Origin of the sequence: Micromonospora sp. NPDC023737 (genome assembly GCF_040639715.1) — a bacterium.
Classification (GTDB): domain Bacteria; phylum Actinomycetota; class Actinomycetes; order Mycobacteriales; family Micromonosporaceae; genus Micromonospora.
The window spans coordinates 163496-186290 of sequence record NZ_JBFAAL010000011.1 but is presented as its reverse complement, the minus strand read 5'-3'; the positions used below and the strand labels follow the sequence as shown (position 1 = coordinate 186290).

Genomic DNA, 22795 nt, shown 5'->3' with positions numbered 1-22795 from the left:
CCGCCTCTCGCGAGCCTCGTTCGGGGTTGACTGTGTCCATGGAGCTTCCGACCGTCGACCTGCCGGCCCTGCCGGCCCTGCCGAGGCTGCTGGCCGCGCCCGCTCCGGGCTGGGTGGAGACCACCGACGTGGTCGTGGTCGGCTCGGGCGTGGCCGGACTCACCGCGGCGTTGCACCTGCGGGAGGCGGGCCTGCACGTCACCGTCGTCACCAAGGTCAACATCGACGACGGTTCGACCCGGTGGGCACAGGGCGGCATAGCCGCGGTCCTCGACCCGGCGGACACCCCGGCCGCGCACGCCTCGGACACCGAGATCGCGGGGGTGGGCCTCTGCGACCCGGCCGCGGTCCGCGTGCTGGTGGAGGAGGGGCCGATCCGGCTACGTGAGCTGATGCGGATCGGCGCCGAGTTCGACCGGAACCCGGACGGCTCGCTGATGCTCACCCGGGAGGGCGGGCACCGAGCCGACCGGATCGTGCACGCCGGTGGTGACGCGACCGGCGCCGAGGTGCAACGGGCCCTGCACGCCGCCGTACGCCGCGATCCATGGATCCGGCTGGTCGAGCACGCTCTCGTGCTGGACCTGCTGCGGGCTCCGGGCGACGGCCCCGGCGGGCTCGGCCGGGCGTGCGGGGTGACCCTGCACGTGCTGGGCGAGGGCAGCGAGGACGGGGTCGGCGCCATCCTGGCGCGCGCCGTGGTGCTGGCCACCGGCGGCATGGGGCAGATCTTCGCGGCCACCACGAATCCGGCGGTCTCCACGGGCGACGGTGTGGCGTTGGCGATGCGCGCCGGCGCAGCGGTCACCGACGTCGAGTTCGTCCAGTTCCATCCGACGGCCCTGATCGTGCCGGAGCCGGCGAGGGTGCCCGGCGCCGGTCGCGCCCAGCAGCCGCTGGTGTCGGAGGCGCTGCGCGGCGAGGGCGCGTACCTGGTCGACGGCGACGGCAAGCGGTTCATGGTGGGCCAGCACGAGCTCGCCGAGCTGGCGCCGCGGGACGTGGTGGCGAAGGGCATCCACCGGGTGCTGCTCGCCACCGGGGCGGACCACGTCTTCCTCGACGCCCGGCACCTCGGCGGTGACTTCCTGGCCCGGCGCTTCCCGACCATCGTGGCGTCCTGCCTGGCCATCGGGGTCGACCCGGCCACCGATCTGATCCCGGTCGCGCCGGCCGCGCACTACGCCTCCGGCGGGGTACGCACCGATCTGCGCGGCCACACCTCCATCCCCGGCCTGTACGCCTGTGGTGAGGTCGCCTGCACGGGGGTGCACGGTGCCAACCGGCTGGCCAGCAACTCGCTGTTGGAGGGGCTGGTCTTCTCCCGCCGGATCGCCGAGGACATCGCCGCCGGGCTGCCCGAGCAGGCCCGGCCCGCGGAGACCGGGGCCTGGGTCGGCGGTCAGGGCTGGGTGGTTCCGGCGGAGGGAACGCCGGCGCTGCAGCGGGCCATGACCCGGGGCGCGGGGGTGCTCCGCTCGGCGGAGACGCTCGCCGCGACGGCCGGGGTGCTCTCCGACCTGGGCGCCGGGCGGGGACGAGCGCGGATGGCCGACTGGGAGGCGACGAACCTGATCACGGTGGCGTCGACGCTGGTCGCCGCCGCGTACGCCCGGCAGGAGACGCGCGGGTGTCACTGGCGGGAGGACTTCCCGGCGGCCGACGACCGGTGGCTGGGTCACCTCGTCGAGGCGGTCGGTGCGCAGGGCCGATTGACGCAGCAGTGGGAGGAGACCCGATGAGGGAGTCGACGGAGCAGGCGTTGCGGGTCGACGGCCTGGACCCGGACGAGGTGCGCCGGTTGATCGTCGGCGCGTTGACCGAGGACCTGGGACCGGACTTCCTCGACGTCACCAGCGTCGCGACCATTCCGGCCGAGCAGACCGACACCGCCGACCTGGTGGCGCGCGCCGACGGCGTCGTGGCCGGTCTGGTCGTGGCCGCCGCCGTCTTCGAGCTGGTCGGCGAGGTGACGGGCGCCGGTCGTACGGTCGAGGTGTCGCTGGTGGCCCGCGACGGTCAGCGAGTGGCCCGCGGCGACGTGCTGGCGACGGTGACCGGGCCGACCCGGTTGCTGCTCACCGCCGAGCGGACGGCGCTCAACCTGCTCTCCCGCATGTCCGGCGTGGCCACTCACACCCGAGCCTGGGCCGACGCGTTGGCCGGCACGAAGGCGACGGTGCTGGACACCCGGAAGACCACGCCGGGCCTGCGGTCCCTGGAGAAGTACGCGGTGCGCGCCGGTGGCGGCACCAACAAGCGGCTCGGCCTCTACGACGTCGCCATGATCAAGGACAATCACAAGTTCGCCGCGGGTGGGATCCCCGCCGCCTACCGGCGGGTCCGGAAGGCGTTCCCGGACGTGCCGGTGCAGGTGGAGGTGGACACCGTCGCCGAGGCGGTGGAGGCGGTCGAGGCGGGTGCCGACTTCCTGCTGCTGGACAACATGACCCCGGCCCAGCTGCGTGAGGTGGTCGCGCAGGTGGGGGACCGGGCGGAGCTGGAGGCGACGGGCGGGCTGACCCTGCCGGTGGCGGCCGAGTACGGGGCGACCGGAGTCGACTACCTCTCGGTCGGCGCGTTGACCCACTCGTCGCCGATCCTCGACATCGCCCTGGATCTGCGTACCGAATGACCGGCCCGGCCCGGGCCCACCGGGCTGGGGCGAAACCCCCGGCTGGGGCGGGGCCGGGCCGTGGCGCGGGCCGCTCCCGTGCCGCCCGGTCCGCACCCGACCCCACAACCGTTGTCTAGGCTTCGTCCGTGCTGCTCTGCATCGACATCGGAAACACCAACACCGTGCTGGCGACCTTCGACGGCGACAAGCTGGTGCATTCGTGGCGGATCAAGACGGACGCCCGGTCTACCGCCGACGAGCTGGGCCTGATGTTCCGGGGCCTGCTCGCGGGGGACGCCGTCGAGATCACCGGAGTGGCCGCCTGTTCCACAGTCCCGGCCGCGCTGCGCTCGCTGCGTACGATGCTCGCCCGCTACTACGACAAGCTACCCAGCGTGATCGTCGAGCCGGGGGTGCGGACCGGGGTCCAGTTGGCGATCGACAACCCCAAGGAGGTGGGCTCCGACCGGGTGGTGAACACCCTGGCCGCGTACACGCTCTTCGGGGGGCCGTCGATCGTGGTCGACTTCGGCACCACCACCAACTTCGACGTCATAAGCGAGCGCGGTGAGTTCCTCGGTGGCGCCTTCGCCCCGGGCATCGAGATCTCCTTCGACGCGCTCGCCGCACGGGCGGCCCAGTTGCGCAAGGTGGAGGCGACCCGACCGCGGTCGGTGATCGGCAAGAACACCGTCGAGTGCCTCCAGTCCGGCCTCTACTTCGGTTTCGCCGGCCAGGTGGACCGGATCGTCGAGCGGATGGTCGAGGAGCTCGGCGACGTCAAGGCGGTGATCGCCACCGGCGGCCTCGCCTCACTGGTGATCGACGAATGCCGGACCATCACCCACCACGAGCCGATGATCACGCTTATCGGTCTGCGGATGATCTACGAACGCAACACGTGATCGGCAGGCTCAGCGCCGCCGCGCCCGCAGCACGAACGTCCGGTACGGCAGCTCCACCGTCTCCCGGCCGGCCAGGTCGGGATGGGTGGCGAGGAGTTCCCGCAGCTCCCGCTCCACCTTCTGCCGATCCTCGGCCGGCGCGGTCAGCCAGTACGAGCGGGTCCTGATCAGGGCTACCACGTCGTCCGGCGTGAGCGTGGTGCGCTGGTGGAACTCGCCCACCTCGATCGGCTCGAACTCCGGGCCGAAGTCGGTGTACTTCTCGATCACGTTTCCGGCGGTCCCCCCCATGTGGGCGATCCGGCCCAGCTCGGCCACCCAGCCGACCCGGTCGTCGCGGGTGTTCCAGACCGGTGCGAAGATGCCGCCGGGACGGAGCAGCCGGGCGATCTCGGCGTGCGCCCGGTCCCGGTCGAACCAGTGGTACGCCTGACCGACCAGCACCGCGTCCGCCGCACCGTCGGGCAGCGGTACGGCCTCGGCGCTGCCCGCGAGCGCGGTCGTGCCGGGGGTGGTCGCGTCGAGTTGGGCGCGCATGCCCGGATCGGGCTCCACCGGCACCACCTCGTGCCCGAGGCGCAGTACGCCCCGGGTCAGGATGCCGGTGCCGGCGCCGAGGTCGACGACGCGGACGGGTGCCCCGGCCAGGCCCTCGAGTGCCCAGCGCAGCGCCGGTTCCGGATAGTGCGGCCGAAAGCGGTCGTATTCGGCTGCGGCGGCCCCGAAGGAGAGGGCTTGAGTGTGATCAACCATGGCGCGGAGGTTATCCCGTAACGGTCGACTGGGGGCTTGAGTACGCTCGGGCGTGACCCCCTGTATCTCCTGACGAGGAAGCATGCCGTGACCGAGCAGAACGCCCTACCTGTGGATCCCGCCGACGACCTTCCCGAGCAGATGAAGGTCCGCCGGGAGAAGCGGGACCGCATGCTCGCCGACGGTGTCGAGCCGTATCCGATCGGCTACCCCCGGACCGCCACCCTCGCCGAGGTGCGCGCGCGCTACGCCGAGCTGCCGACCGACACCGCGACCGGCGACCGGGTATCGGTCACCGGTCGAGTGATCTTCATTCGGAACACCGGCAAGCTCTGCTTCGCGACACTGCGCGACGGTGACGGCACCGAGTTGCAGGCGATGCTCTCCCTGGACCGGGTCGGCCCGGAGCGGCTGGAGGACTGGAAGCGCCTGGTGGACCTCGGTGACCACGTCGGCGTCACCGGTGAGGTGATCACCAGCCGCCGCGGTGAGCTCTCCGTGCTGGCCGACGAGTGGGCGGTCACGGCCAAGTCGCTGCGTCCGCTGCCGGTTGCGCACAAGCCGCTCTCCGAGGAGGCCCGCGTCCGGCAACGCTACGTCGACCTGATCGTGCGCCCGCAGGCGCGGCAGATGGTCCGTACCCGGGCCGCGGCCGTCCGGAGCTTGCGGGACTCCCTGCACGGGCGGGGCTTCATCGAGGTCGAGACTCCGATGCTCCAGTTGCTGCACGGAGGGGCCGCGGCGCGCCCATTCGTGACGCACAGCAATGCGTTGAACACCGATCTGTATCTGCGAATCGCGCCGGAACTGTTTCTGAAGCGCGCCGTGGTCGGTGGCGTCGATCAGGTCTTCGAGATCAACCGCAACTTCCGGAATGAGGGTGTCGACTCTTCGCACTCCCCGGAGTTCGCGATGCTGGAGACCTACCAGGCGTACGGCGACTACGACACGATGGCCGAGCTGACTCGTAATCTCGTGCAGCAGGCGGCGATCGCGGTGAGCGGCTCGACGGTGGTCACCCACGCCGATGGGCGGGAGTTCGACCTGGGCGGCGAGTGGCGGTCGGTGACCTTGTTCGGGGTGCTTTCCGAGGCGCTTGGCGAGGAAGTGAGCGTCCACACCGAGCGCGCCCGCCTCGTGGAGTACGCCGACAAGGTGGGGCTGGCCGTCGATCCGAAGTGGGGGCCGGGGAAGCTCGCTGAGGAACTGTTCGAGGAACTGGTCGTGCCGGGGCTGCGGGAGCCCACGTTCATCCGGGACTACCCGGTGGAGACGAGCCCGCTCACCCGGGCCCACCGCAGCGAGCCGGGGCTGGCCGAGAAGTGGGACCTCTACGTGCTCGGCTTCGAGCTGGCCACCGCGTACTCGGAGCTGGTCGACCCGGTGGTGCAGCGGGAGCGGCTGGTGGCCCAGGCGCAGCTGGCTGCCCGTGGCGACGACGAGGCGATGCGGCTCGATGAGGACTTTCTTCGGGCGATGGAGTATGGAATGCCGCCGGCCGGCGGTATGGGAATGGGAATCGATCGCCTCTTGATGGCGCTCACCGGGCTGGGAATTCGGGAAACGATCCTGTTCCCCTTGGTCCGGCCCGAGTAGTCGCCGGTCGCCGCCGGGTCGTCATACCGCATCCTATTGACGTGGCGCGCGTCGTACGGGTTATTGTGCTCTGAGTTAGCAGGAGCACCCTGCTCGAAAGGAATGTGGGACGTGGCCAAGCAGATCATTCACAAGCTGGTCGATGACCTGGACGGCGGGGACGCGGACGAGACGGTCAAGTTCGCGTTGGATGGCGTTCAGTACGAGATCGACCTGTCGAGTGCGAACGCCGAGAAATTGCGTGACGTATTCGCGCCGTACGTCGGAGCGGGCACCAAGGTCGGCCGGGGCGGCGTGGTGGTCGGTGGCCGGGCGGCACGCGGCCGGGGCGGTGCGACTGCCGATCGGGAGCAGAACCGTGCGATCCGGGAGTGGGCCAAGAAGGCCGGGAAGGACATCTCCGACCGCGGCCGGATCCCCCAGGAGATCGTCGACGAGTACCACGCCCGCCGCTGATCGGGTCGACCACAGCGGCGAACGACGCCGGGCCGGAGCACTCCGGGCCGGCGTCGCCGCATTTCCGGCCCCGTGCGGGACCTCCTGGCAGCCGGTCAAGGTGGCTGCCCCAGGTGGTCGAGGCGGCCAGCGCGCCGATCGGGGGACCGGACGGTGAGCTTCGTACGAGGCCGACCGTCCGGTCCAACGTCGGACAGCCGTCCGGGGGAATGTCCGTAACATCCCTGGACGTGATGTTCCGACCGGTATCGGGAGTGCAGTGATCCTGGCGGACGATCGCGTACGGAAGCCCTCGACGACCGGGTCCGGCCGCACCCCGACGGGCGAGGTCGTGCACCGGTGCCGCCTCCCGTGGGGTGGGGAAGAAACCCCCGTGGGGCGGCGTTGTCCACAGCCGGTGGAATTTTCGTCCACAGCCTGTGGATGACCGCCGGCGGTCCGTCGAGGGGCCGCCGCCGACGCGGATCCGGCCCGCCGGAAGCCTCGGACAGCTCGTTCGAGTGATGGTGAGAATTTCGCTCTACGCGTAGCGCTGGGGGTACCGGAACACCTCCTGAGCGCGCACGGTTGTGCAAAACGACGCGTACGCGGCTGCTGCCGGAGACACACGACCTCAGCTGAGTCGGTCCGCGGCGATAGAGTAATGAGGCACGGACGCCCGTCCCGGACGTCCGCGCACCGGCCCCGCCAAGATCTTTGACCATCAAGGCGCACGGCACGTGAGGAGCACGAGGGCATGTTCGAGCGGTTCACCGACCGAGCGCGACGGGTTGTCGTCCTGGCCCAGGAAGAGGCCCGGATGCTCAACCACAACTACATCGGTACGGAACACATCCTGCTGGGCCTGATCCACGAGGGCGAGGGCGTCGCGGCCAAGGCTCTGGAGAGCCTGGGCATCTCCCTGGAGGGCGTCCGGCAGCAGGTCGAGGAGATCATCGGCCAGGGTCAGCAGGCGCCGAGCGGGCACATCCCGTTCACGCCGCGGGCCAAGAAGGTGCTGGAGCTGTCGCTGCGTGAGGCGCTGCAGCTCGGCCACAACTACATCGGCACGGAGCACATCCTGCTCGGTCTGATCCGCGAGGGTGAGGGCGTCGCCGCCCAGGTGCTGGTCAAGCTCGGTGCGGACCTCAACCGGGTCCGCCAGCAGGTGATCCAGCTGCTCTCCGGCTACCAGGGCAAGGAGCCGGCGGCCGCCGGCGCCGCCTCCGGTGAGGCCGCGCCGTCCACCAGTCTCGTGCTGGACCAGTTCGGCCGTAACCTGACCCAGGCCGCCCGCGAGGGCAAGCTCGACCCGGTCATCGGGCGCGAGAAGGAAATCGAGCGGGTCATGCAGGTGCTTTCCCGCCGTACCAAGAACAACCCGGTCCTGATCGGTGAGCCCGGCGTCGGTAAGACCGCCGTGGTGGAGGGGCTGTCCCAGAAGATCATCAAGGGCGAGGTGCCCGAGACGCTGAAGGACAAGCAGCTCTACACGCTCGACCTCGGCGCGCTGGTCGCCGGTTCCCGCTACCGCGGTGACTTCGAGGAGCGCCTCAAGAAGGTGCTCAAGGAGATCCGTACGCGCGGCGACATCATCCTCTTCATCGACGAGATCCACACCCTCGTGGGTGCGGGTGCCGCCGAGGGTGCGATCGACGCGGCGAGCATCCTCAAGCCGATGCTGGCCCGCGGCGAGCTGCAGACCATCGGTGCCACCACGCTGGACGAATACCGCAAGCACCTGGAGAAGGACGCCGCGCTCGAGCGCCGCTTCCAGCCGATCCAGGTGGGTGAGCCCTCGCTGGCCCACACCATCGAGATCCTCAAGGGTCTGCGGGACCGCTACGAGGCGCACCACCGCGTGTCGATCACCGATGCGGCTCTGGTCGCTGCCGCGACTCTGGCCGACCGCTACATCTCCGACCGGTTCCTGCCGGACAAGGCGATCGACCTGATCGACGAGGCCGGCGCCCGGATGCGGATCCGCCGGATGACCGCTCCGCCAGACCTGCGCGACTTCGACGAGCGGATCGCTCAGGTCCGCCGCGACAAGGAGTCCGCGATCGACGCGCAGGACTTCGAGCGGGCCGCCCAGCTGCGGGACAAGGAGAAGCAGCTCCTTGGCCAGAAGGCGCAGCGGGAGAAGGAGTGGAAGGCCGGTGACCTGGACGTCGTCAGCGAGGTGGACGACGAGCAGATCGCCGAGGTGCTCGGCAACTGGACCGGCATCCCGGTCTACAAGCTGACCGAGGAGGAGACCTCGCGCCTGCTGCGCATGGAGGACGAGCTGCACAAGCGCGTCATCGGCCAGGAGGACGCGGTCAAGGCGGTGTCCAAGGCGATCCGGCGTACCCGCGCCGGCCTGAAGGACCCGAAGCGTCCGTCGGGCTCGTTCATCTTCGCCGGCCCGTCCGGTGTCGGTAAGACCGAGCTCTCCAAGGCGCTGGCCGAGTTCCTGTTCGGCAGCGAGGACGCCCTCATCCAGCTGGACATGTCCGAGTTCCACGACCGTTACACGGTCTCCCGGCTGGTTGGTGCCCCTCCCGGCTACGTCGGCTACGACGAGGGCGGGCAGCTGACCGAGAAGGTCCGGCGTCGGCCGTTCTCGGTGGTCCTCTTCGACGAGATCGAGAAGGCCCACCCGGACGTGTTCAACACGCTGCTCCAGATCCTGGAGGACGGTCGGCTCACCGACGGTCAGGGCCGGATCGTGGACTTCAAGAACACGGTCATCATCCTGACCACCAACCTCGGTACGCGTGACGTGGCCAAGGCGGTGTCGCTGGGCTTCCAGGCGTCGGAGGACTCCGACTCCAACTACGACCGGATGAAGCAGAAGGTCAACGACGAGCTCAAGCAGCACTTCCGGCCTGAGTTCCTGAACCGGATCGACGACACCATCGTCTTCCACCAGCTGCGCGAGTCGGAGATCCTCTCGATCGTCGACATCATGATCCAGCGGATCGAGACGCAGCTGAAGAACAAGGACATGGGTCTGGAGCTGACCGACAACGCCAAGAAGTACCTGGCGAAGAAGGGCTTCGACCCGGTGCTCGGTGCGCGTCCGCTGCGTCGCACGATTCAGCGCGACATCGAGGACAACCTCTCCGAGCGGATCCTCTTCAACGAGCTGACCCCGGGTCAGATCGTGGTGGTGGACTGCGAGGGCGACCCGAGCGACATCGACAAGTCGAAGCTCGTCTTCCGGGGCGCGGACAAGCCGGACACCGTTCCGGACGCCGTGCCGGCGGACCTCGGTGGCGCAGCCACCGCGGGCGCGGACGACGCGGCGTAACGTCGGGTAGCGGCAGTAGGGGCGGGGCCCCGGTGGCGAGAGCCGCCGGGGCCCCGCCTTTTTGCCCTCCCGGGCCTGCCGCGGTCTCGGGTCCTCGTCCGGGCCGGTCGTGGTCTCGGGTCCTCGTCCGAGCCGGTCGCGGTTTCGGATCCTCGTCCGGGCGGGCTGCGGGCGGTTCGGGTCCTGGTCCGCTTCGGCTGCGGGCGGTTCGGGTTCTCGTCCGGGCCGGTTCGGGTCCTGGTGCGCGTCGGCTGCGGTCTCGGGTCCTCGTTCGGGCGGCCCCGCACCGGCCGCCCAGCCATTGCGTGCGGCTGACTGGGGGCCCTCCGACTGTGGATGCGTGGCCCGGTCGGACGTGGTCTTTGTGTGGGCCAGGTCGTTGATCGACTCGGGATCAAGGAAGTCGGCCCATCCGACGCACGCGGACACCCCGACTTCAAGGAAGCCGAGTCGATCACCGACCCCCGGCCGCCCGCCCATCGCGGGCCGCCGGCCAGCGCCCGCCGACCGCCCACTGTCGGCCGGTGACCGCGCCGGCAGGGGCCGGAGGTCAGTGGGTCAGATCGGGGAGAGGGAGGGTGGGGCCGTCCCCGAGGAGGCGGTACGAGTCGTCACCGACCGGCTCCACCAGGCCGTCCCGCACCAGACCGGCGAGCGCGCGGGTGCGCTGTGCGTCGTCGGTCCACACCTGGTCGAGCCGGGGCCGGGGCACCGGTCCGGTCGACTCGCGCAGCACACCGAGCAGCAGACCGCGTACCTGCCGATCGGTGCCCGCGTACCGCTGGGGCCGCCGGGTCGGACCGGCCGGCGCGGCCTGACCGGAGGCGCGCCAGGCGCAGGTCGACTCGACCGGGCACTGGCCACAACGCGGTGACCGGGCGGTGCAGACCACCGCTCCCAGCTCCATGAAAGCCGCGCTGGCCAGTGCCGCGGCGGCCGGCTCCGCAGGCAGTAGCGCCTCGGTGGCGAGCAGGTCGGCGGGGCGCGTGGCCGGTCCCGCGTCGGGTTCGCCGGCCACGGCCCGGCAGACCACTCGGCGTACGTTGGTGTCGACCACCGGGTGCCGCTGCCCGTACGCGAACGCGGCGACGGCACGAGCCGTGTACGTTCCGACCCCCGGCAACGCCAGCAGCTGGTCCAGCCGATCCGGGACCTCCCCGCCGTGCCGCTCCACGATCGCCGTCGCGCACTCCCTCAGCCGCAGCGCCCGGCGTGGGTAGCCGAGCCGGCCCCACATCCGGATCGCCTCGGCGGGAGTGTCCGCTGCCAGGGCGGCCGGCACCGGCCACCGGGCCAGCCACGCCTCGTACGCGGGCAGCACCCGGACCACCGGAGTCTGCTGGAGCATCACCTCGCTGACCAGGATCGCCCACGGGCTGACGCCCGGTTTGCGCCACGGCAGGTCCCGGGCGTTCTCCTCGTACCAGCGGCTGACCAGGGTGGCGAACGTCGGCTCACTCATCGTCCGTCGATCATGTCACGCGTCGGTGTTCCCGGAGCGTGGGCAGCCTGGGCGGGGCAGCTCCGCCGCGGGTGATGGGTCGGGCAGAATGCGCGGATGAACGAGCTCGCGATCACCGTCATCGGCCGGGACCGGCCGGGCATCGTGGCCGACGTCGCCGAGGTGCTCGCCCGGTTGGGCGCGAACCTCACCGACAGCACGATGACCCGGCTGCGGGGTCACTTCGCGATGACGCTGATTTGTGTAGGTCCCGCCGCCGCCGAGGTCGAGGCCGCGCTGGCGCCGCTCGCCGCCGACGGTCAGCTGCTGGCGACCGTACGGGCGGTCACCCCGGACGGTGGCGCGGCGACGGGCGGCGAACCGTACGTGATGGCGGTGCACGGGGCCGACCGGATGGGGATCGTCGCGGCGATGACGCGAGTGGTGACCAGCGTCGGCGGCAACGTCACCGATTTGAGCACCCGGCTGGCCGGTTCGCTCTACGTGGTGGTCGCCGAGGTCGACCTGCCGCCCGGCGCCGCCGACGAACTGACCGGCCGGCTGGACCGGGTCGCCGCCGACCTGGGCGTCGAGGTGAGCCTCCGGCCTGCGGATCCGGACCTGTTGTGAGCGGCGAGATGCGCGAACCGGACGCGGTCTCGGCCGGCGAGGAGTACGCCGGGTTGGGCGACTGGACGCCGGAGGCGTTGGGCTTTCCCGGTGAGGTCCGCCCGGTGGTCTGTGCTCCGCATCCGGCGCTCAGCCGGGCGGGTGCGACCGTGGATCCGACCTCGGCGGAGACCGTACGGCTGGCCGCCGACCTGATCGCCACCATGCGTGTCTCGCCGGGTTGCGTGGGCCTGGCGGCTCCGCAGGTCGGTGTGGGCGCCCAGGTCTTCGCGGTTGAGGTGACCGGACATCCGAAGGCGGTCACCGTGCACGGCACCTTCGTGCTCTGCAACGCCCGGGTGGTCGAGGCGACCCGGTGGAAGGCGGGGCGCGAGGGGTGCATGTCGGTGCCGGATCTGACCGGGGACGTGAAGCGGGCCAGCCGCCTGGTGGTGGAGGGCGAGCTGCCGGGCACCGGCACTCCGGTACGGCTGGTCACCGACGGCTTCGAGGCCCGCGCGCTCCAACACGAGATCGACCACTGCTCGGGGCTGCTCTTCCTGGACCGGGTCGCCGGCGCGCACGCCGTCTACCAGCGCAAGGTCTACCTCTGATCCGAGGCGCCCGTTCGACTACCCTGTCGACAGTGGATGCCGATCTTGACGCTCCCGGGAACCTTCCGGCGAGTCGTGCCGCACCACGACTCGGCTACGCGGCTACGGTGGGGGCATCATGCGTCTGACGGTCGGCCCCCTGCCACCCGCCGTGTACTGGCGGCGTCGCGCCGTTGTACTCGGAGCGGGGCTTCTCTTCCTGATTGTCCTGCTCAACTCGTGCACCGGATCGGGTAACACCGGCGACAAGAAGCCGCAGGCCGGGGTGAGCCCGACCTCGTCGGTCAGTCCGAGCCCGACCCAGACGCTGCTCACCCCGACGACCGGGACACCCCCGCCCGAGGCGTCCGGAAGCTCCGACGGCGGAGACGAGAGCGCCGACGCGCCGGCCTCCCCGGGCGAGGACGCCCCGGCGGCTCCCGTCAACGGCGGGTCGAACGACGGAAGCTGCGCCGACGCCGAGATCAAGGTGACCGCGGTGGCGTTGCCCGCCTCGGTGGGCGTCGGAGCCTCCGTCGACCTGCAATTGCGGATCAAGAACATCTCCGACCGGACGTGCAGCCGCGACGTCGGCGCGACTCTCCAGGAGATCTTCATCAAGTCCGGTGCGGAGAAGATCTGGTCCTCCGACACCTGCGGTCAGGCCAAGGGCTCGGACGCGAAGTCCTTCACGCCGAACATCGAGCACATGTTCCAGGTGACGTGGAACGGCCGGGACACCACGCGGTGCGCGGACGGGTTGGCCGCGGGGCCGCAGGTGCCGCCGGGGTCGTACCAGGTCTTCGCCCGGGTGGACACGAAGCTCAGCGAGCCGGTCAAGCTGACCATCAACGGCTGAGCACGGGCGCGCGCCGATCTCCGGACGCGACGGGTCGCGGGAACCGGCGAGGAGCCGAGCAGGGCCGACGGATGTCGGAACGGTCAGACGTACCGTTCGAGGATGGACGCTTCGGCGAGCCGGGACAGGCCCTCGCGTACGCCGCGGGCCCGTGCGTCGCCCACTCCCTCGACCGCCTGGAGGTCCTCCACGGTCGCGCCCAGCAGCCGCTGGAGGCTGCCGAAGTGCAGTACCAGCCGGTCCACCACCGCGGCCGGCAGCCGCGGCACCTTGGCCAGCAGCCGGAAACCGCGTGGGCTGACCGCCGCGTCGAGCGCGTCGGACGCGGCCGGATAGCCGATCGCCTTGGCGACCGCGACCAGGTCGATCAGCTCGGTGGCACCGAGCAGGTCCAGCTCGACCAGCGCCTCGTCGAGGGTGCGCGACTTGCGGCCGGCCGGAAGGTAGTCGCGGATGACCAGTGTCCGGTCGGCGTCGACGCCCGCCATCAGCTCGTCGAGCTGCAGCGCCAGCAGGCGCCCGTCGGTGCCCAGCTCGACCACGTAGCCGGCGATCTCGTCGGCGATCCGGCGGACCATCTCCAGCCGCTGCACCACGGCCACCGCGTCCCGTACGGTGACCAGGTCCTCGATCTCCAGCGCGGAGAGCGTGCCGGAGACCTCGTCGAGGCGGAGCTTGTAGCGCTCGAGGGTGGCCAGGGCCTGGTTGGCCCGGGACAGGATGGCGGCCGAGTCGTCCAGCACGTGCCGCTGGCCGTTCACGTAGAGGCTGATGATCCGCATCGACTGGCTGACCGAGATGACCGGATAGCCGGTCTGCCGGGCCACCCGCTCGGCGGTGCGGTGCCGGGTGCCGGACTCCTCGGTGGGGATGGACGGGTCGGGCATCAGGTGCACCGCGGCCCGGACGATGCGGGTGCCGTCGCTGGAGAGCACCACTGCGCCGTCCATCTTGCACAGCTCCCGGATGCGGGTCGCGGAGAACTCGACGTCGAGCGGGAAGCCGCCGGTGCAGAGCCCTTCCACGACCTTGTCGTAGCCGAGGACGATCAGCGCGCCCGTGCGGCCGCGCAGGATCCGTTCGAGGCCGTCGCGCAGCGCGGTGCCGGGCGCCATCAACGCCAGGTTCGCGCGCAGCGGGTCACCTGCGGCGCCGCCGGTCACGTTCACGCTGATCGGACGGGCGGGCGAGCCCACGGCGCCGGTGCGGGCGTGGGGTGTCGCGCCGGCAGGCTTGGTGGTATCGCGGTCGATCGGCACGGGCACAGTCTACGGACTGACGTGCGGTGGGTGCTGTCGTGGTTACTGTGATGTGTCACGATGCCCTCATGTCCGGCCCGTGGCGCGTGCCCCGGTATCGCCCGGGCGGTCCGGCTCGGCGGTCACGGTCGGTCACTCCGCCGATGCCCGCGCGGCGCACTGCAGCGCCGAGCGGACATCGGTGACCTCCATCACCCGCATCTGATCCGGGGCCACGCCGGTCGACTCCGGCCCGCATCCGGGTGGGACGAGCGCGAACCGGAAGCCCAGCCGGGCGGCCTCGGCCAGCCGGCGTGGCACCGCCCCGACCCGCCGCACCTCGCCGGTGAGTCCGACCTCGCCGATGGCCACGAGGTGCGGCGCGATGGCCAGGTTGAGCCCGCCGGAGGCGACCGCGAGCGCCACCGCCAGGTCGGCGGCCGGTTCGACCACGCGGATGCCGCCGACCGTCGCGGCGAAGACCTCCCGGTCGTGCAGGGTGAGCCTTTCGGTACGCCGTTGCAGCACCGCCAGCACCATCGCCAGCCGAGCCGAGTCGAGGCCGGAGACCGTACGCCGGGGGGAGCCGGCGACGGTCGCGCCGATGAGCGCCTGCACCTCGGTGACGAGGGCGCGTCGACCCTCCATCGCGACGGTGACGCAGGTGCCGGGCACCGGCTCGGAGTAGCGAGTCAGGAAGAGGCCGGACGGGTCGGCCAGGCTGGAGATGCCGCCCTCGTGCATCTCGAAGCAGCCGACCTCGTCGGCCGCGCCGAAGCGGTTCTTGACGCCGCGCACCATCCGTAGCGAGGAGTGCTTGTCGCCCTCGAAGTGCAGCACCACGTCGACCAGGTGTTCCAGCACCCGGGGACCGGCGACCTGGCCGTCCTTGGTCACGTGGCCGACCAGCACCGTGGCGATGCCCCGCTCCTTGGCGACCGAGACCAGCGCGGCGGTGACGGCTCGCACCTGCGTCACCCCGCCCGGCACGCCCTCGGTGCCGGGGGTGGAGATGGTCTGCACCGAGTCGAGCACCAGCAGCCCGGGCTTGACCGCGTCGAGGTGACCGAGCACCGCGGACAGGTCGCTCTCGGCGGCCAGGTAGAGCTGATCGTGCAGGGCGCCCATCCGCTCGGCGCGCAGGCGTACCTGGCTGACCGACTCCTCGCCGCTGACCACCAGCGAGGGGCTGCCCGCGCCGGCGGCCCACTGCTGAGCCACGTCGAGCAGCAGGGTGGACTTGCCCACGCCCGGCTCGCCGGCCAGCAGCACCACGGCGCCGGGCACCAGGCCGCCGCCGAGCACCCGGTCGAGCTCGCTGACCCCGGTCGGGCGGGCCCGGGCGGGTGCGGCGCTGATGGTGGCGATCGGTCGGGCGGGTTCGGCCGGCATCCGCGAGCTGACCACCCGGCCGGAGACGGTCGGTCCGGTGATCGTGCTCTCGACCACGGAGCCCCACTCGCCGCACTCCGGGCAGCGTCCCACCCACTTGGGCGGCTGGTGTCCGCACGCGTCGCACTCGTAGGCGGGCCGAGGCTCACGGCTGGACGCGCGGCCGCGCGTGCCGGTCGCCGCGCCGCCGCGTGCAGAGGTGGATCGGGAGGTCGTCACACCAGGACGCTAGCCCGGCGGTACGACCAGATGGCGCAGACCCCGCCGGACGACAAGACACCCCGGCGTGGTGCTCGCCACGCCGGGGTGTCTTCGGAAGCTCGTGCGGCTGGTCAGCCGCCGTGGCCGGTGCTGCCCTCCTGCTCCTCGGCACCCTCGCGGTGCACGATCGGCGACGGCGGGGCGGGCGGGGTGAACGGCACCGCGATCGGGGCCGGCCCGGTGATGGTGTTGCCGTTGCCGAAGTCGAAGGTGACGAAGACGTTCTGGCCGGAACGGAGCGACTCGTTGAGGCCGATCAGCTGCAGCATGCGATCCGACTGCTCGTTCAGCTGGATGTAGCTGAGCGGCGCGATCTCGAAGCGCGCGGGCTCACCGGCCGGCGCCGAGGGCGACGGGCTGGCGGACTCCGACGGGCTGGCCGAGCCGGACGGGCTGGTGGAGTCCGACGGGCTGGCCGAGGCCGAACCGGTCGGCGAAACCGACTCCGACGGGGTCGGACTGGCTGACGCGCCGGTGCCGGTGAGTACGACCTCGCGGGCGTCCTGGCTGGTGACGGTGACCGTGACCGGCTCCTTCGAGTCGTTGTAGATCACCGCGTTGAGCCGGGCGTCCTCGCCGGCCTTGTAGCCATCGACGCCGGGGAACTCGACCAGCAGGCCGCGGACCGCGAGCTGCCCGTTCTCCGTCTCGATGTTGACGCCCTGGACCGACGGCACCTTCTCGGCGGTCTCCGATACCTGGCCGGCGCCGCACCCGGACAGCAGCAGGCTCGTCGCCGCCGCCACCCCGGACAGCAGCAGGGCCGCCCGCCGGGAACCCCTGATCGAGCGCGTCACGTCGGTCCTCCTCGTCACGATCACACCCGGTGCGTACGCCGGGCACGGTGGCCATGCCCGCGCAGACCGCGCTCCAGGGTAATTGGAGCTGATCGAGGGCCGCACCCCGACCCGGCGATGCCACCTCCCGGGGTGACGATCAGACCACCCGGCCGCTCGTGACCAGCAGCACCACGTCGATGAGCGCCACCAGCATCACGGCCCGGAAGGCGGCCACCGGACGCCGCCCCGCTCGGGCCGCCCCGCGCCCGCCGTACCAGCTGAGCGGCGGAACCACGACGGCGGCGAGAACCGCGGCGAGCCCGAGTCCGGACGGTGGCCCGGGCGGACCGAAGACCAGCGTCCCGGTCGCCGCGAGCAGCAGTACCGCGGCGGCCACCCGACTGCCGTTCGCGCCGAGGCGGTGCGGCAGGCCGCGTACGCCCGTACGGGCGTCGTCGGCCAGGTCGGGCAGGACGTTGGCGAAGTGCGCTCCGGCGCCGAGGCACGCTCCTGCGGCGACCAGCCAGGCCGGCGGTGCCGGTGTCCCGGGGAGCGCCAGCACCACGAAGGCGGGCAGAGCGCCGAAGGAGACCGCGTAGGGCAGCACCGACGCCGGGCTGGACTTGAGCGGCCAGTCGTAGATCAGCGCCGAGACGAGTGCGAGCGTCACCCAGAAGGCCGCCGTGGCGTTCGTGAAGAGTGCCAGCACCGGGGTGGCGGCCGCAGCCAGCACCGCGCCCACGGCCACGGTGCGCCGGCGGACCGCGCCGGCGGGGATCGGTTTGTCGGTACGCCCCACCGCGGTGTCCCGGTCGGCGTCGAGCGCGTCGTTGGCCCAGCCCACGGCGAGCTGGCTGGCCAGCACGGCGAGGACGACGGCGGCGACTCCGGCGGGTCGATGTCCGACGCCGACGGCGAGCAGACCGGCCACCAGGGTCACCGCCGCGGCCGGTTCCGGATGGCTCGCCCTGACCAGCCCTAACACCGAAGTCGACATAAGGGAAGTCTGGATGTTACCCGTGAGTCGTGCCACGCTCGGTTCCATGCGAGACGTGGCTCCGGTGCCCACCCGGCCCCGCGTGCTGCCGCGCAACGACCCGCGCCAGTACGACGACCTGGCCGACGAGTGGTGGCAGCCGGACGGCGTCTTCGCGATGCTGCACTGGCTGGCCGAGGCACGGGCGGCCCTGGTGCCGCCGGCCGAGCGTCCCGGCGCGTTGCTGGTGGACCTCGGCTGCGGGGCCGGGCTGCTCGCGCCCCACCTCGCCGGCAAGGGTTACCGGCACGTGGGTGTCGACCTGACCCGTTCGGCGTTGGCCCAGGCCGCCGAGCACGGCGTCACCCCGGTCAACGGCGACGCGACCGCCGTGCCACTCACGGACGGCTGCGCGGACGTGGTGGCGGCCGGGGAGATGCTCGAGCACGTGCCGGACTGGCGTCGCGCGGTCACCGAGGCGTGCCGGCTCCTCCGACCGGGCGGTCTGCTCGTGCTCGACACGCTGAACGACACCGCGCTGAGCCGGTTGGTGGCGGTCCACATCGGCGAGCGGTTGCCGACCGTGCCGCGGGGCATCCACGACCCGCGGTTGTTCGTGGACGCCCGCGCGTTGGTCGCCGAGTGCGCCCGGCACGGCGTCACACTGCAACTGCGCGGTGTACGACCGGAGGTGCGCGGCCTGCTCGGCTGGCTGTTGCGCCGGGCGCGGGGCGCCGCGGGGACCGCGCCGGGTGGCCGGGCCCCACGGATGGTCCCGACGCGCTCGACCGCGGTGCTGTACCAGGGCTGGGGGGTCCGGAAAGGATAGTTCCGACCCCGGCGGGGGTAAGGACGCCGAAGAGGGGGCGTAGATGACGGTGCACGCGTTGGAGGCGGCGCGCAGGTTGGCGCCGCGACTCGCCGCCCGGGCGGCCGAGTACGACCGGGAGGGCGCCTTCCCGGTCGAGGACTTCGAGGATTTGCGCGAGGCGGGCCTCTTCGGGCTGATGGTGCCCCGCGAGCTGGGCGGGTTCGGTGCGACGTTCGCCGAGTACGCGGCCGTCGCCACCGAACTGGCCAAGGGCAACGGCGCCACCGCGCTGGTGTTCAACATGCACGCGTCGGTGACCGGCGCGCTGGGCGCGGTCACCGAGGAGCTGGCCGAGGCGCTCGGCGTCCCGGACGAGGCGCTCGCCGCCCGGGACCGGCTGCTGCGCGCGGCCGCCGAGGGCTCCTGGTACGCGGTGGCGATGAGCGAGCGCGGCGCGGGGGCGCGGCTCTCCCAGCTCAGCACCGTCTACGAGCCGGTCGAGGGCGGCTGGCACCTCAAGGGCAGCAAGACCTTCTGCTCGGGCGCCGGGCACGCCGACGGCTACCTGGTCGCCGCGCGCAGCGCCGCCGACCCGTCGGTGGTCTCCCAGTTCCTGGTCCCGGCCGGGGCCGGGCTCACCGTCGAGCCGGCCTGGGACTCGCTCGGCATGCGCGCCACCGCCTCGCACGATCTGCACCTGGAGGCGACGGTTCCGACCGACCGGCTGCTGGGTGGCGTGGAAGGGCTGGCGCTGGTGGTCGCCCAGCTCATGCCGCACTGGCTGGTGGCCAGCTACGCGGCCGTCTACGTCGGCGTCGCGCGGGCGGCGATCGAGGCGGCCGCCGAGCACCTGAATGCCCGCAACCTCGCGGGGCTGCCTGCGGTTCGGGCGCGCCTCGGCCGTGCCGACGCGGCGGTGGCGGCGGCCGAGCTGGTGGTGGGCGAGGCGGCCCGCCGGGTGGACGAGGCGGCCGGCGACGCCGAGACCAACCGCTGGGTGTGGCGGGCGAAGCTGCTGGCCGGTACGACCGCCGCCGACGTCGCCGCGTCGATGCTCGAGGCGGCCGGTACCTCGGCGACCCGGCGAGGCCATCAGCTGGAGCGGCTCTACCGGGATGCCCGCTGTGGATCGCTGCATCCGGCCACCTCGGACGTCTGCGCCGACTGGCTCGGCATCGCCGCGTTGGGAGGTGACCCGGACCGCGACGGCTCGGCGCCTCGTTGGTGAGCGTGGGGCCCGCCGTGGCCGTTCCGGTGGGGACGGTCCGGGCGAGGGCGGCGTCGGACGAGAGGTGGGGATCGTGTCGGTACCAGTGATCGCAGGCCTCGGGACGGCGCAGCCGCCGTCGGCCCGCCAGGACGAGTTGTGGGAGGGCTTCTTCTCCCGGCACTTCACCGGCACCACCCGGTCGTTGGCGCAACGGATCTTCGCCAACTCCGGAGTCACCACGCGGCAGGCGGCGGTCAATCCGCTGCTGGAGGACGTCTCCGACTGGCCGACCGAGCGGCGGATGCGTCGTTACCTCGTGGAGGCGTTGCCGCTGGGCAAGGAGGCGGTCGGTCGGGCGCTGACCGCCGCCGGCCTGGACGCCGGTGACATCGGGCTGTTCGTCGTCTGCTCGTGCACCGGGTACGCCACCCCGGGGCTGGACATCCTGCTCGCCCGGGACCTCGGCATGGCCCCGGGCACCCAGCGGATGTTCGTCGGCCACATGGGCTGCTACGCGGCGCTGCCCGGGCTGGGCGCGGCGAGCGACTTCGTCACCGCCCGGGACCGCCCGGCGCTGCTGCTCTGCGCCGAGTTGACCAGCCTGCACATCCAGCCGTCGACGGCCCGGGTGGACACGCAGCAGATCGTCTCGCACGCGCTCTTCTCGGACGCGGCGGTCGCCGCCGTGGTGCTGCCCGGCGGCCCCGGGTACGCGCTGCGCGAGGTCACGTCGGTGACCGACACCTCCACCGCCGACCACATGACCTGGGACGTCACCGACGCCGGCTTCCGGATGGGGTTGTCACCGAAGGTGCCCCAGGTGCTCTCCACGCACGTGCGTGGCCTGGTCGACGACCTGCTTGCCCGGCACGGCGCCACGCTGGACGAGGTGGACGGCTGGGCGGTGCACCCGGGCGGTCCCCGCATCCTCAACGTGGTGGAGCGCGAGCTGGGGTTGCCGCCGGAGGCGCTCGCGACGTCCCGCGCGACGTTGGACGAACACGGCAACTGCTCGTCCCCGACGGTGCTGCTCATCCTGGACCGGTTGCGCCGTGCCCCGACCCCGCCGGAACGGATCCTCATGCTCGCCTTCGGCCCCGGCCTCACGCTCTACGCCGTACTGCTCGATCGACAGGCCTGAGCGTCCGGCTTACCCTCGGTTGGTGGACGTGCGGACGCAGGACCGGCTGCGTGGTCGGGTGTTGGTCGGCTTGACCGTGCTCGTCCTGGTCGCGGGCGGCTGGTGGTGGCGGGCCAACGCCCCGGCGGACGAGCGGAATCTCGGCCTGGCCGTGTCGTTACCCGCGTTGGCCGCCCGGGCACCCGGCGGGGCCCCTCCGGTGGCCGGTCTCGCTGCTCCACCAGTGCTGGGTGCCCCGCTCGTTCCCCCGGGATCCGGCACCGGCCAGGTGGCCGTGGTGGATCCCGCCACCGGCGTGGCTCTGCGCGTCGATCCCGGCAGCCGCTACGTCTTCCGGGTGGAGGAGGACGGCTCCGTCCTCCGCGTCGACCCGGAGACCGGCGCCGCGCACCCGCTCGACCAGGGCAGTCGCACTGGCCGGGTCCAGCCCCGTCCCAGCCCGAACGGAGAGTGGGGCAGCGGCGGGCTGTCGCGGTACCCGAACACGCTCTGGCGTGAGCGGACCCTCATCGCGCCGGAGCGGAGCGTGATCCGACAGGTGAACAGCAGGCCGGACGACCCGTACCTGTTCGAGTACCTCTGCACGGGGTCGAGTGGGCTGATCGTCACGATCGAGGGCGGCCAGAGCGCCGAAGATCTCCGGCCGATCTGTGACGGCCAGGTCCGAAGGAACCTGCTGATCGCTGTCGGTGGGCCCCTACGTGTCGAGGTCGGGCCTCTCGACGCCGAGCCGATCCGGGTGCAGATGCAACTCGCCGCGGTCGACTGACACCCGGCGGTGCCGATCAGGCAACTGCGGTTCGCGCAAGTTGATGCTGTCGACGCCCCGGATGGACCGGCCGCCATTCCGGCGCGCGCTCACGCCCTGCGGTGGGCGGAGCCGCTGATCGGCCCGCTCAGGCGGCGAGGCGATCGAGGTCGGCGCGGTACGCCTCGACCGGACCGAGCTCCGGCAGCACTCGGACCACCACGCCGGACCGGTCGACGAGCACGGCCACCGCAGCGTCCGGACGGGGCGACAGGTGCAGGAAGGAGCGCAGACCACCGGCGGGGTCGGCGAGCGTACGTACGCCGGTCCCGCCGGCGGGTGGAGCGCTGGGGACCGACCGCCCCCCGGTTATGGCCACCAGGTTCACCTGGGGCGGTGCGGCGGCGACGGCCTCGCTCACCCGTTCGGGGCACGCGCAACCGTCGACCAGGATGATCATCGCGGGCAGCAGACCGCGCAGTGGCACCGGATCCTGCCCCGCGTCGACCAGGTCCAGGGCGGGCAGCGGCCGCCCGGCGAGCGCGGCGGGTGGTGCTGCCGGGCTGGTCGCGGGGGCGGGGGTCGGACCGGGCCGGGTGACGGCGGCCAGGCCGGCGAGCGTGATGAGCACCGCGACCACCAGCCAAACGAGGGGCATCCGGAGCGCTGTGAGGCGCTTCCTGGTGGCCAGGCGAGCGCGCTCGCGCAGCTCGCGTCGGACCTGGGCGGCCTCCTGCGCCAGCGCCGAAGCGTCGTCGGGTACGACTACCCGACCCCACTCCGGCGGCAGGTCCGGCAGCCCGTTTCCCTCCGTGCCCGGCGTATTCATCGCCGTCCCCCTGGAACCGTCTCTTGGAGCCGACATTGGCTCGCCTTCCAGCCTCGCGTACCGAGGGCAGCTCCCGCTACACCTGGGCGCAGAAGCGGCCGGCGGGATACCATGAACGAAGCGCATAGCCCTTGATCTCGACGTTCCGTTCACCCGACCCGGGTTGTCATCCGGCGGCTACGGAGCGTGTTCAAACCATCGATTTGACTGCCTGTCAAGTCGAAGAAATACCTCTCACAGGGCCCCTGAGCTGCGCCAACGGTCAGGACAGCGGTGAGACATCGGTGCCTGAGCGTGTTACCCTAGA

General features: G+C 72.0%; 20 protein-coding genes. 13 read left to right on the top strand and 7 right to left on the bottom strand.

What is annotated here, in order from left to right:
- Positions 1 to 38 precede the first annotated feature (38 nt).
- The 3 genes from AB0F98_RS22710 to AB0F98_RS22700 all read left to right on the top strand — a co-directional run bounded on the left by AB0F98_RS22710 (position 39) and on the right by AB0F98_RS22700 (position 3522).
- Entirely contained in the window at positions 39 to 1742 is a 1704-nt protein-coding gene (locus AB0F98_RS22710; RefSeq protein ID WP_357738336.1) for an L-aspartate oxidase, read from the top strand.
- Positions 1739 to 2635, top strand: a complete 897-nt coding sequence (gene nadC / locus AB0F98_RS22705; protein ID WP_357738334.1) for a carboxylating nicotinate-nucleotide diphosphorylase — start codon at positions 1739 to 1741, stop codon at positions 2633 to 2635. The genes AB0F98_RS22710 and nadC overlap by 4 nt, the downstream gene beginning before the upstream one ends.
- Before the next feature lie 128 nt (positions 2636 to 2763).
- Positions 2764 to 3522 (top strand): type III pantothenate kinase, encoded by a 759-nt coding sequence (locus tag AB0F98_RS22700; protein ID WP_357738331.1) that lies wholly within the window; start codon positions 2764 to 2766, stop codon positions 3520 to 3522.
- Positions 3523 to 3531: 9 nt separating this feature from the next.
- Here AB0F98_RS22700 and AB0F98_RS22695 read toward each other — a convergent pair whose 3' ends face one another.
- The gene (locus tag AB0F98_RS22695) at positions 3532 to 4275 is read right to left on the bottom strand and encodes a class I SAM-dependent methyltransferase (protein WP_357738329.1); all 744 of its coding nucleotides are present in this window, start codon (positions 4273 to 4275) and stop codon (positions 3532 to 3534) included.
- A gap of 87 nt (positions 4276 to 4362) precedes the next feature.
- On the opposite strand from AB0F98_RS22695, the gene lysS reads away from it, so the two are divergent.
- From lysS to AB0F98_RS22680, 3 genes are all read left to right on the top strand, one after another.
- On the top strand, positions 4363 to 5871 hold the full coding sequence (gene lysS / locus AB0F98_RS22690; protein WP_357738326.1) for a lysine--tRNA ligase: 1509 nt from the start codon (positions 4363 to 4365) through the stop codon (positions 5869 to 5871).
- Positions 5872 to 5982: 111 nt separating this feature from the next.
- On the top strand, positions 5983 to 6327 hold the full coding sequence (locus tag AB0F98_RS22685) for an Lsr2 family protein (RefSeq protein ID WP_165947327.1): 345 nt from the start codon (positions 5983 to 5985) through the stop codon (positions 6325 to 6327).
- Positions 6328 to 7063: 736 nt separating this feature from the next.
- Positions 7064 to 9601, top strand: coding sequence for an ATP-dependent Clp protease ATP-binding subunit (locus AB0F98_RS22680; protein ID WP_357738324.1), 2538 nt, complete (start codon positions 7064 to 7066; stop codon positions 9599 to 9601).
- Between the two features lie 550 nt (positions 9602 to 10151).
- On the opposite strand, the gene AB0F98_RS22675 is transcribed toward AB0F98_RS22680, so the two are convergent.
- Complete coding sequence (locus AB0F98_RS22675) at positions 10152 to 11063, bottom strand: A/G-specific adenine glycosylase (protein ID WP_357738322.1); 912 nt, start codon at positions 11061 to 11063, stop codon at positions 10152 to 10154.
- Between the two features lie 96 nt (positions 11064 to 11159).
- Here AB0F98_RS22675 and AB0F98_RS22670 point away from each other — a divergent pair, with 96 nt between their 5' ends.
- From AB0F98_RS22670 to AB0F98_RS22660, 3 genes are all read left to right on the top strand, one after another.
- Positions 11160 to 11672, top strand: a complete 513-nt coding sequence (locus AB0F98_RS22670) for an ACT domain-containing protein (protein WP_357738320.1) — start codon at positions 11160 to 11162, stop codon at positions 11670 to 11672.
- An 8-nt stretch (positions 11673 to 11680) separates the two neighbouring features.
- Positions 11681 to 12265, top strand: a complete 585-nt coding sequence (locus AB0F98_RS22665; protein ID WP_357738435.1) for a peptide deformylase — start codon at positions 11681 to 11683, stop codon at positions 12263 to 12265.
- 118 nt (positions 12266 to 12383) lie between these two features.
- Complete coding sequence (locus AB0F98_RS22660; protein ID WP_357738318.1) at positions 12384 to 13103, top strand: hypothetical protein; 720 nt, start codon at positions 12384 to 12386, stop codon at positions 13101 to 13103.
- A gap of 83 nt (positions 13104 to 13186) precedes the next feature.
- On the opposite strand, the gene disA is transcribed toward AB0F98_RS22660, so the two are convergent.
- From disA to AB0F98_RS22640, 4 genes are all read right to left on the bottom strand, one after another.
- Positions 13187 to 14362 (bottom strand): DNA integrity scanning diadenylate cyclase DisA, encoded by a 1176-nt coding sequence (gene disA / locus AB0F98_RS22655; protein ID WP_355143256.1) that lies wholly within the window; start codon positions 14360 to 14362, stop codon positions 13187 to 13189.
- Positions 14363 to 14494: 132 nt separating this feature from the next.
- The gene (radA, locus tag AB0F98_RS22650) at positions 14495 to 15952 is read right to left on the bottom strand and encodes a DNA repair protein RadA (RefSeq protein WP_357738315.1); all 1458 of its coding nucleotides are present in this window, start codon (positions 15950 to 15952) and stop codon (positions 14495 to 14497) included.
- Between the two features lie 113 nt (positions 15953 to 16065).
- The gene (locus tag AB0F98_RS22645; protein ID WP_357738314.1) at positions 16066 to 16791 is read right to left on the bottom strand and encodes a hypothetical protein; all 726 of its coding nucleotides are present in this window, start codon (positions 16789 to 16791) and stop codon (positions 16066 to 16068) included.
- Positions 16792 to 16930: 139 nt separating this feature from the next.
- Complete coding sequence (locus AB0F98_RS22640; RefSeq protein ID WP_357738312.1) at positions 16931 to 17770, bottom strand: UbiA family prenyltransferase; 840 nt, start codon at positions 17768 to 17770, stop codon at positions 16931 to 16933.
- Positions 17771 to 17816: 46 nt separating this feature from the next.
- Here AB0F98_RS22640 and AB0F98_RS22635 point away from each other — a divergent pair, with 46 nt between their 5' ends.
- From AB0F98_RS22635 to AB0F98_RS22620, 4 genes are all read left to right on the top strand, one after another.
- Positions 17817 to 18578 carry a methyltransferase domain-containing protein gene (locus tag AB0F98_RS22635; protein WP_357738311.1) on the top strand — a complete coding sequence of 254 codons (762 nt, stop codon included), beginning with the start codon at positions 17817 to 17819 and terminating at the stop codon, positions 18576 to 18578.
- A 43-nt stretch (positions 18579 to 18621) separates the two neighbouring features.
- Positions 18622 to 19788 (top strand): acyl-CoA dehydrogenase family protein, encoded by a 1167-nt coding sequence (locus AB0F98_RS22630; RefSeq protein ID WP_357738309.1) that lies wholly within the window; start codon positions 18622 to 18624, stop codon positions 19786 to 19788.
- 64 nt (positions 19789 to 19852) lie between these two features.
- Complete coding sequence (locus tag AB0F98_RS22625; protein ID WP_357738306.1) at positions 19853 to 20911, top strand: type III polyketide synthase; 1059 nt, start codon at positions 19853 to 19855, stop codon at positions 20909 to 20911.
- Positions 20912 to 20933: 22 nt separating this feature from the next.
- Entirely contained in the window at positions 20934 to 21680 is a 747-nt protein-coding gene (locus AB0F98_RS22620) for a hypothetical protein (RefSeq protein ID WP_357738304.1), read from the top strand.
- A gap of 127 nt (positions 21681 to 21807) precedes the next feature.
- On the opposite strand, the gene AB0F98_RS22615 is transcribed toward AB0F98_RS22620, so the two are convergent.
- Entirely contained in the window at positions 21808 to 22488 is a 681-nt protein-coding gene (locus AB0F98_RS22615; protein ID WP_357738303.1) for a hypothetical protein, read from the bottom strand.
- Positions 22489 to 22795 lie beyond the last annotated feature (307 nt).

Bases quoted from the DNA above. Each gene is read 5' to 3' on its own strand.
- AB0F98_RS22710 (WP_357738336.1), top strand. From the start codon at position 39: ATGGAGCTTCCGACCGTCGACCTGCCGGCCCTGCCGGCCCTGCCGAGG.
- nadC (WP_357738334.1), top strand. From the start codon at position 1,739: ATGAGGGAGTCGACGGAGCAGGCGTTGCGGGTCGACGGCCTGGACCCG.
- AB0F98_RS22695 (WP_357738329.1), bottom strand. From the start codon at position 4,275: ATGGTTGATCACACTCAAGCCCTCTCCTTCGGGGCCGCCGCAGCCGAA.
- AB0F98_RS22680 (WP_357738324.1), top strand. From the start codon at position 7,064: ATGTTCGAGCGGTTCACCGACCGAGCGCGACGGGTTGTCGTCCTGGCC.
- AB0F98_RS22675 (WP_357738322.1), bottom strand. From the start codon at position 11,063: ATGAGTGAGCCGACGTTCGCCACCCTGGTCAGCCGCTGGTACGAGGAG.
- AB0F98_RS22670 (WP_357738320.1), top strand. From the start codon at position 11,160: ATGAACGAGCTCGCGATCACCGTCATCGGCCGGGACCGGCCGGGCATC.
- AB0F98_RS22665 (WP_357738435.1), top strand. From the start codon at position 11,681: ATGCGCGAACCGGACGCGGTCTCGGCCGGCGAGGAGTACGCCGGGTTG.
- AB0F98_RS22660 (WP_357738318.1), top strand. From the start codon at position 12,384: ATGCGTCTGACGGTCGGCCCCCTGCCACCCGCCGTGTACTGGCGGCGT.
- AB0F98_RS22640 (WP_357738312.1), bottom strand. From the start codon at position 17,770: ATGTCGACTTCGGTGTTAGGGCTGGTCAGGGCGAGCCATCCGGAACCG.
- AB0F98_RS22635 (WP_357738311.1), top strand. From the start codon at position 17,817: ATGCGAGACGTGGCTCCGGTGCCCACCCGGCCCCGCGTGCTGCCGCGC.
- AB0F98_RS22630 (WP_357738309.1), top strand. From the start codon at position 18,622: ATGACGGTGCACGCGTTGGAGGCGGCGCGCAGGTTGGCGCCGCGACTC.
- AB0F98_RS22615 (WP_357738303.1), bottom strand. From the start codon at position 22,488: ATGAATACGCCGGGCACGGAGGGAAACGGGCTGCCGGACCTGCCGCCG.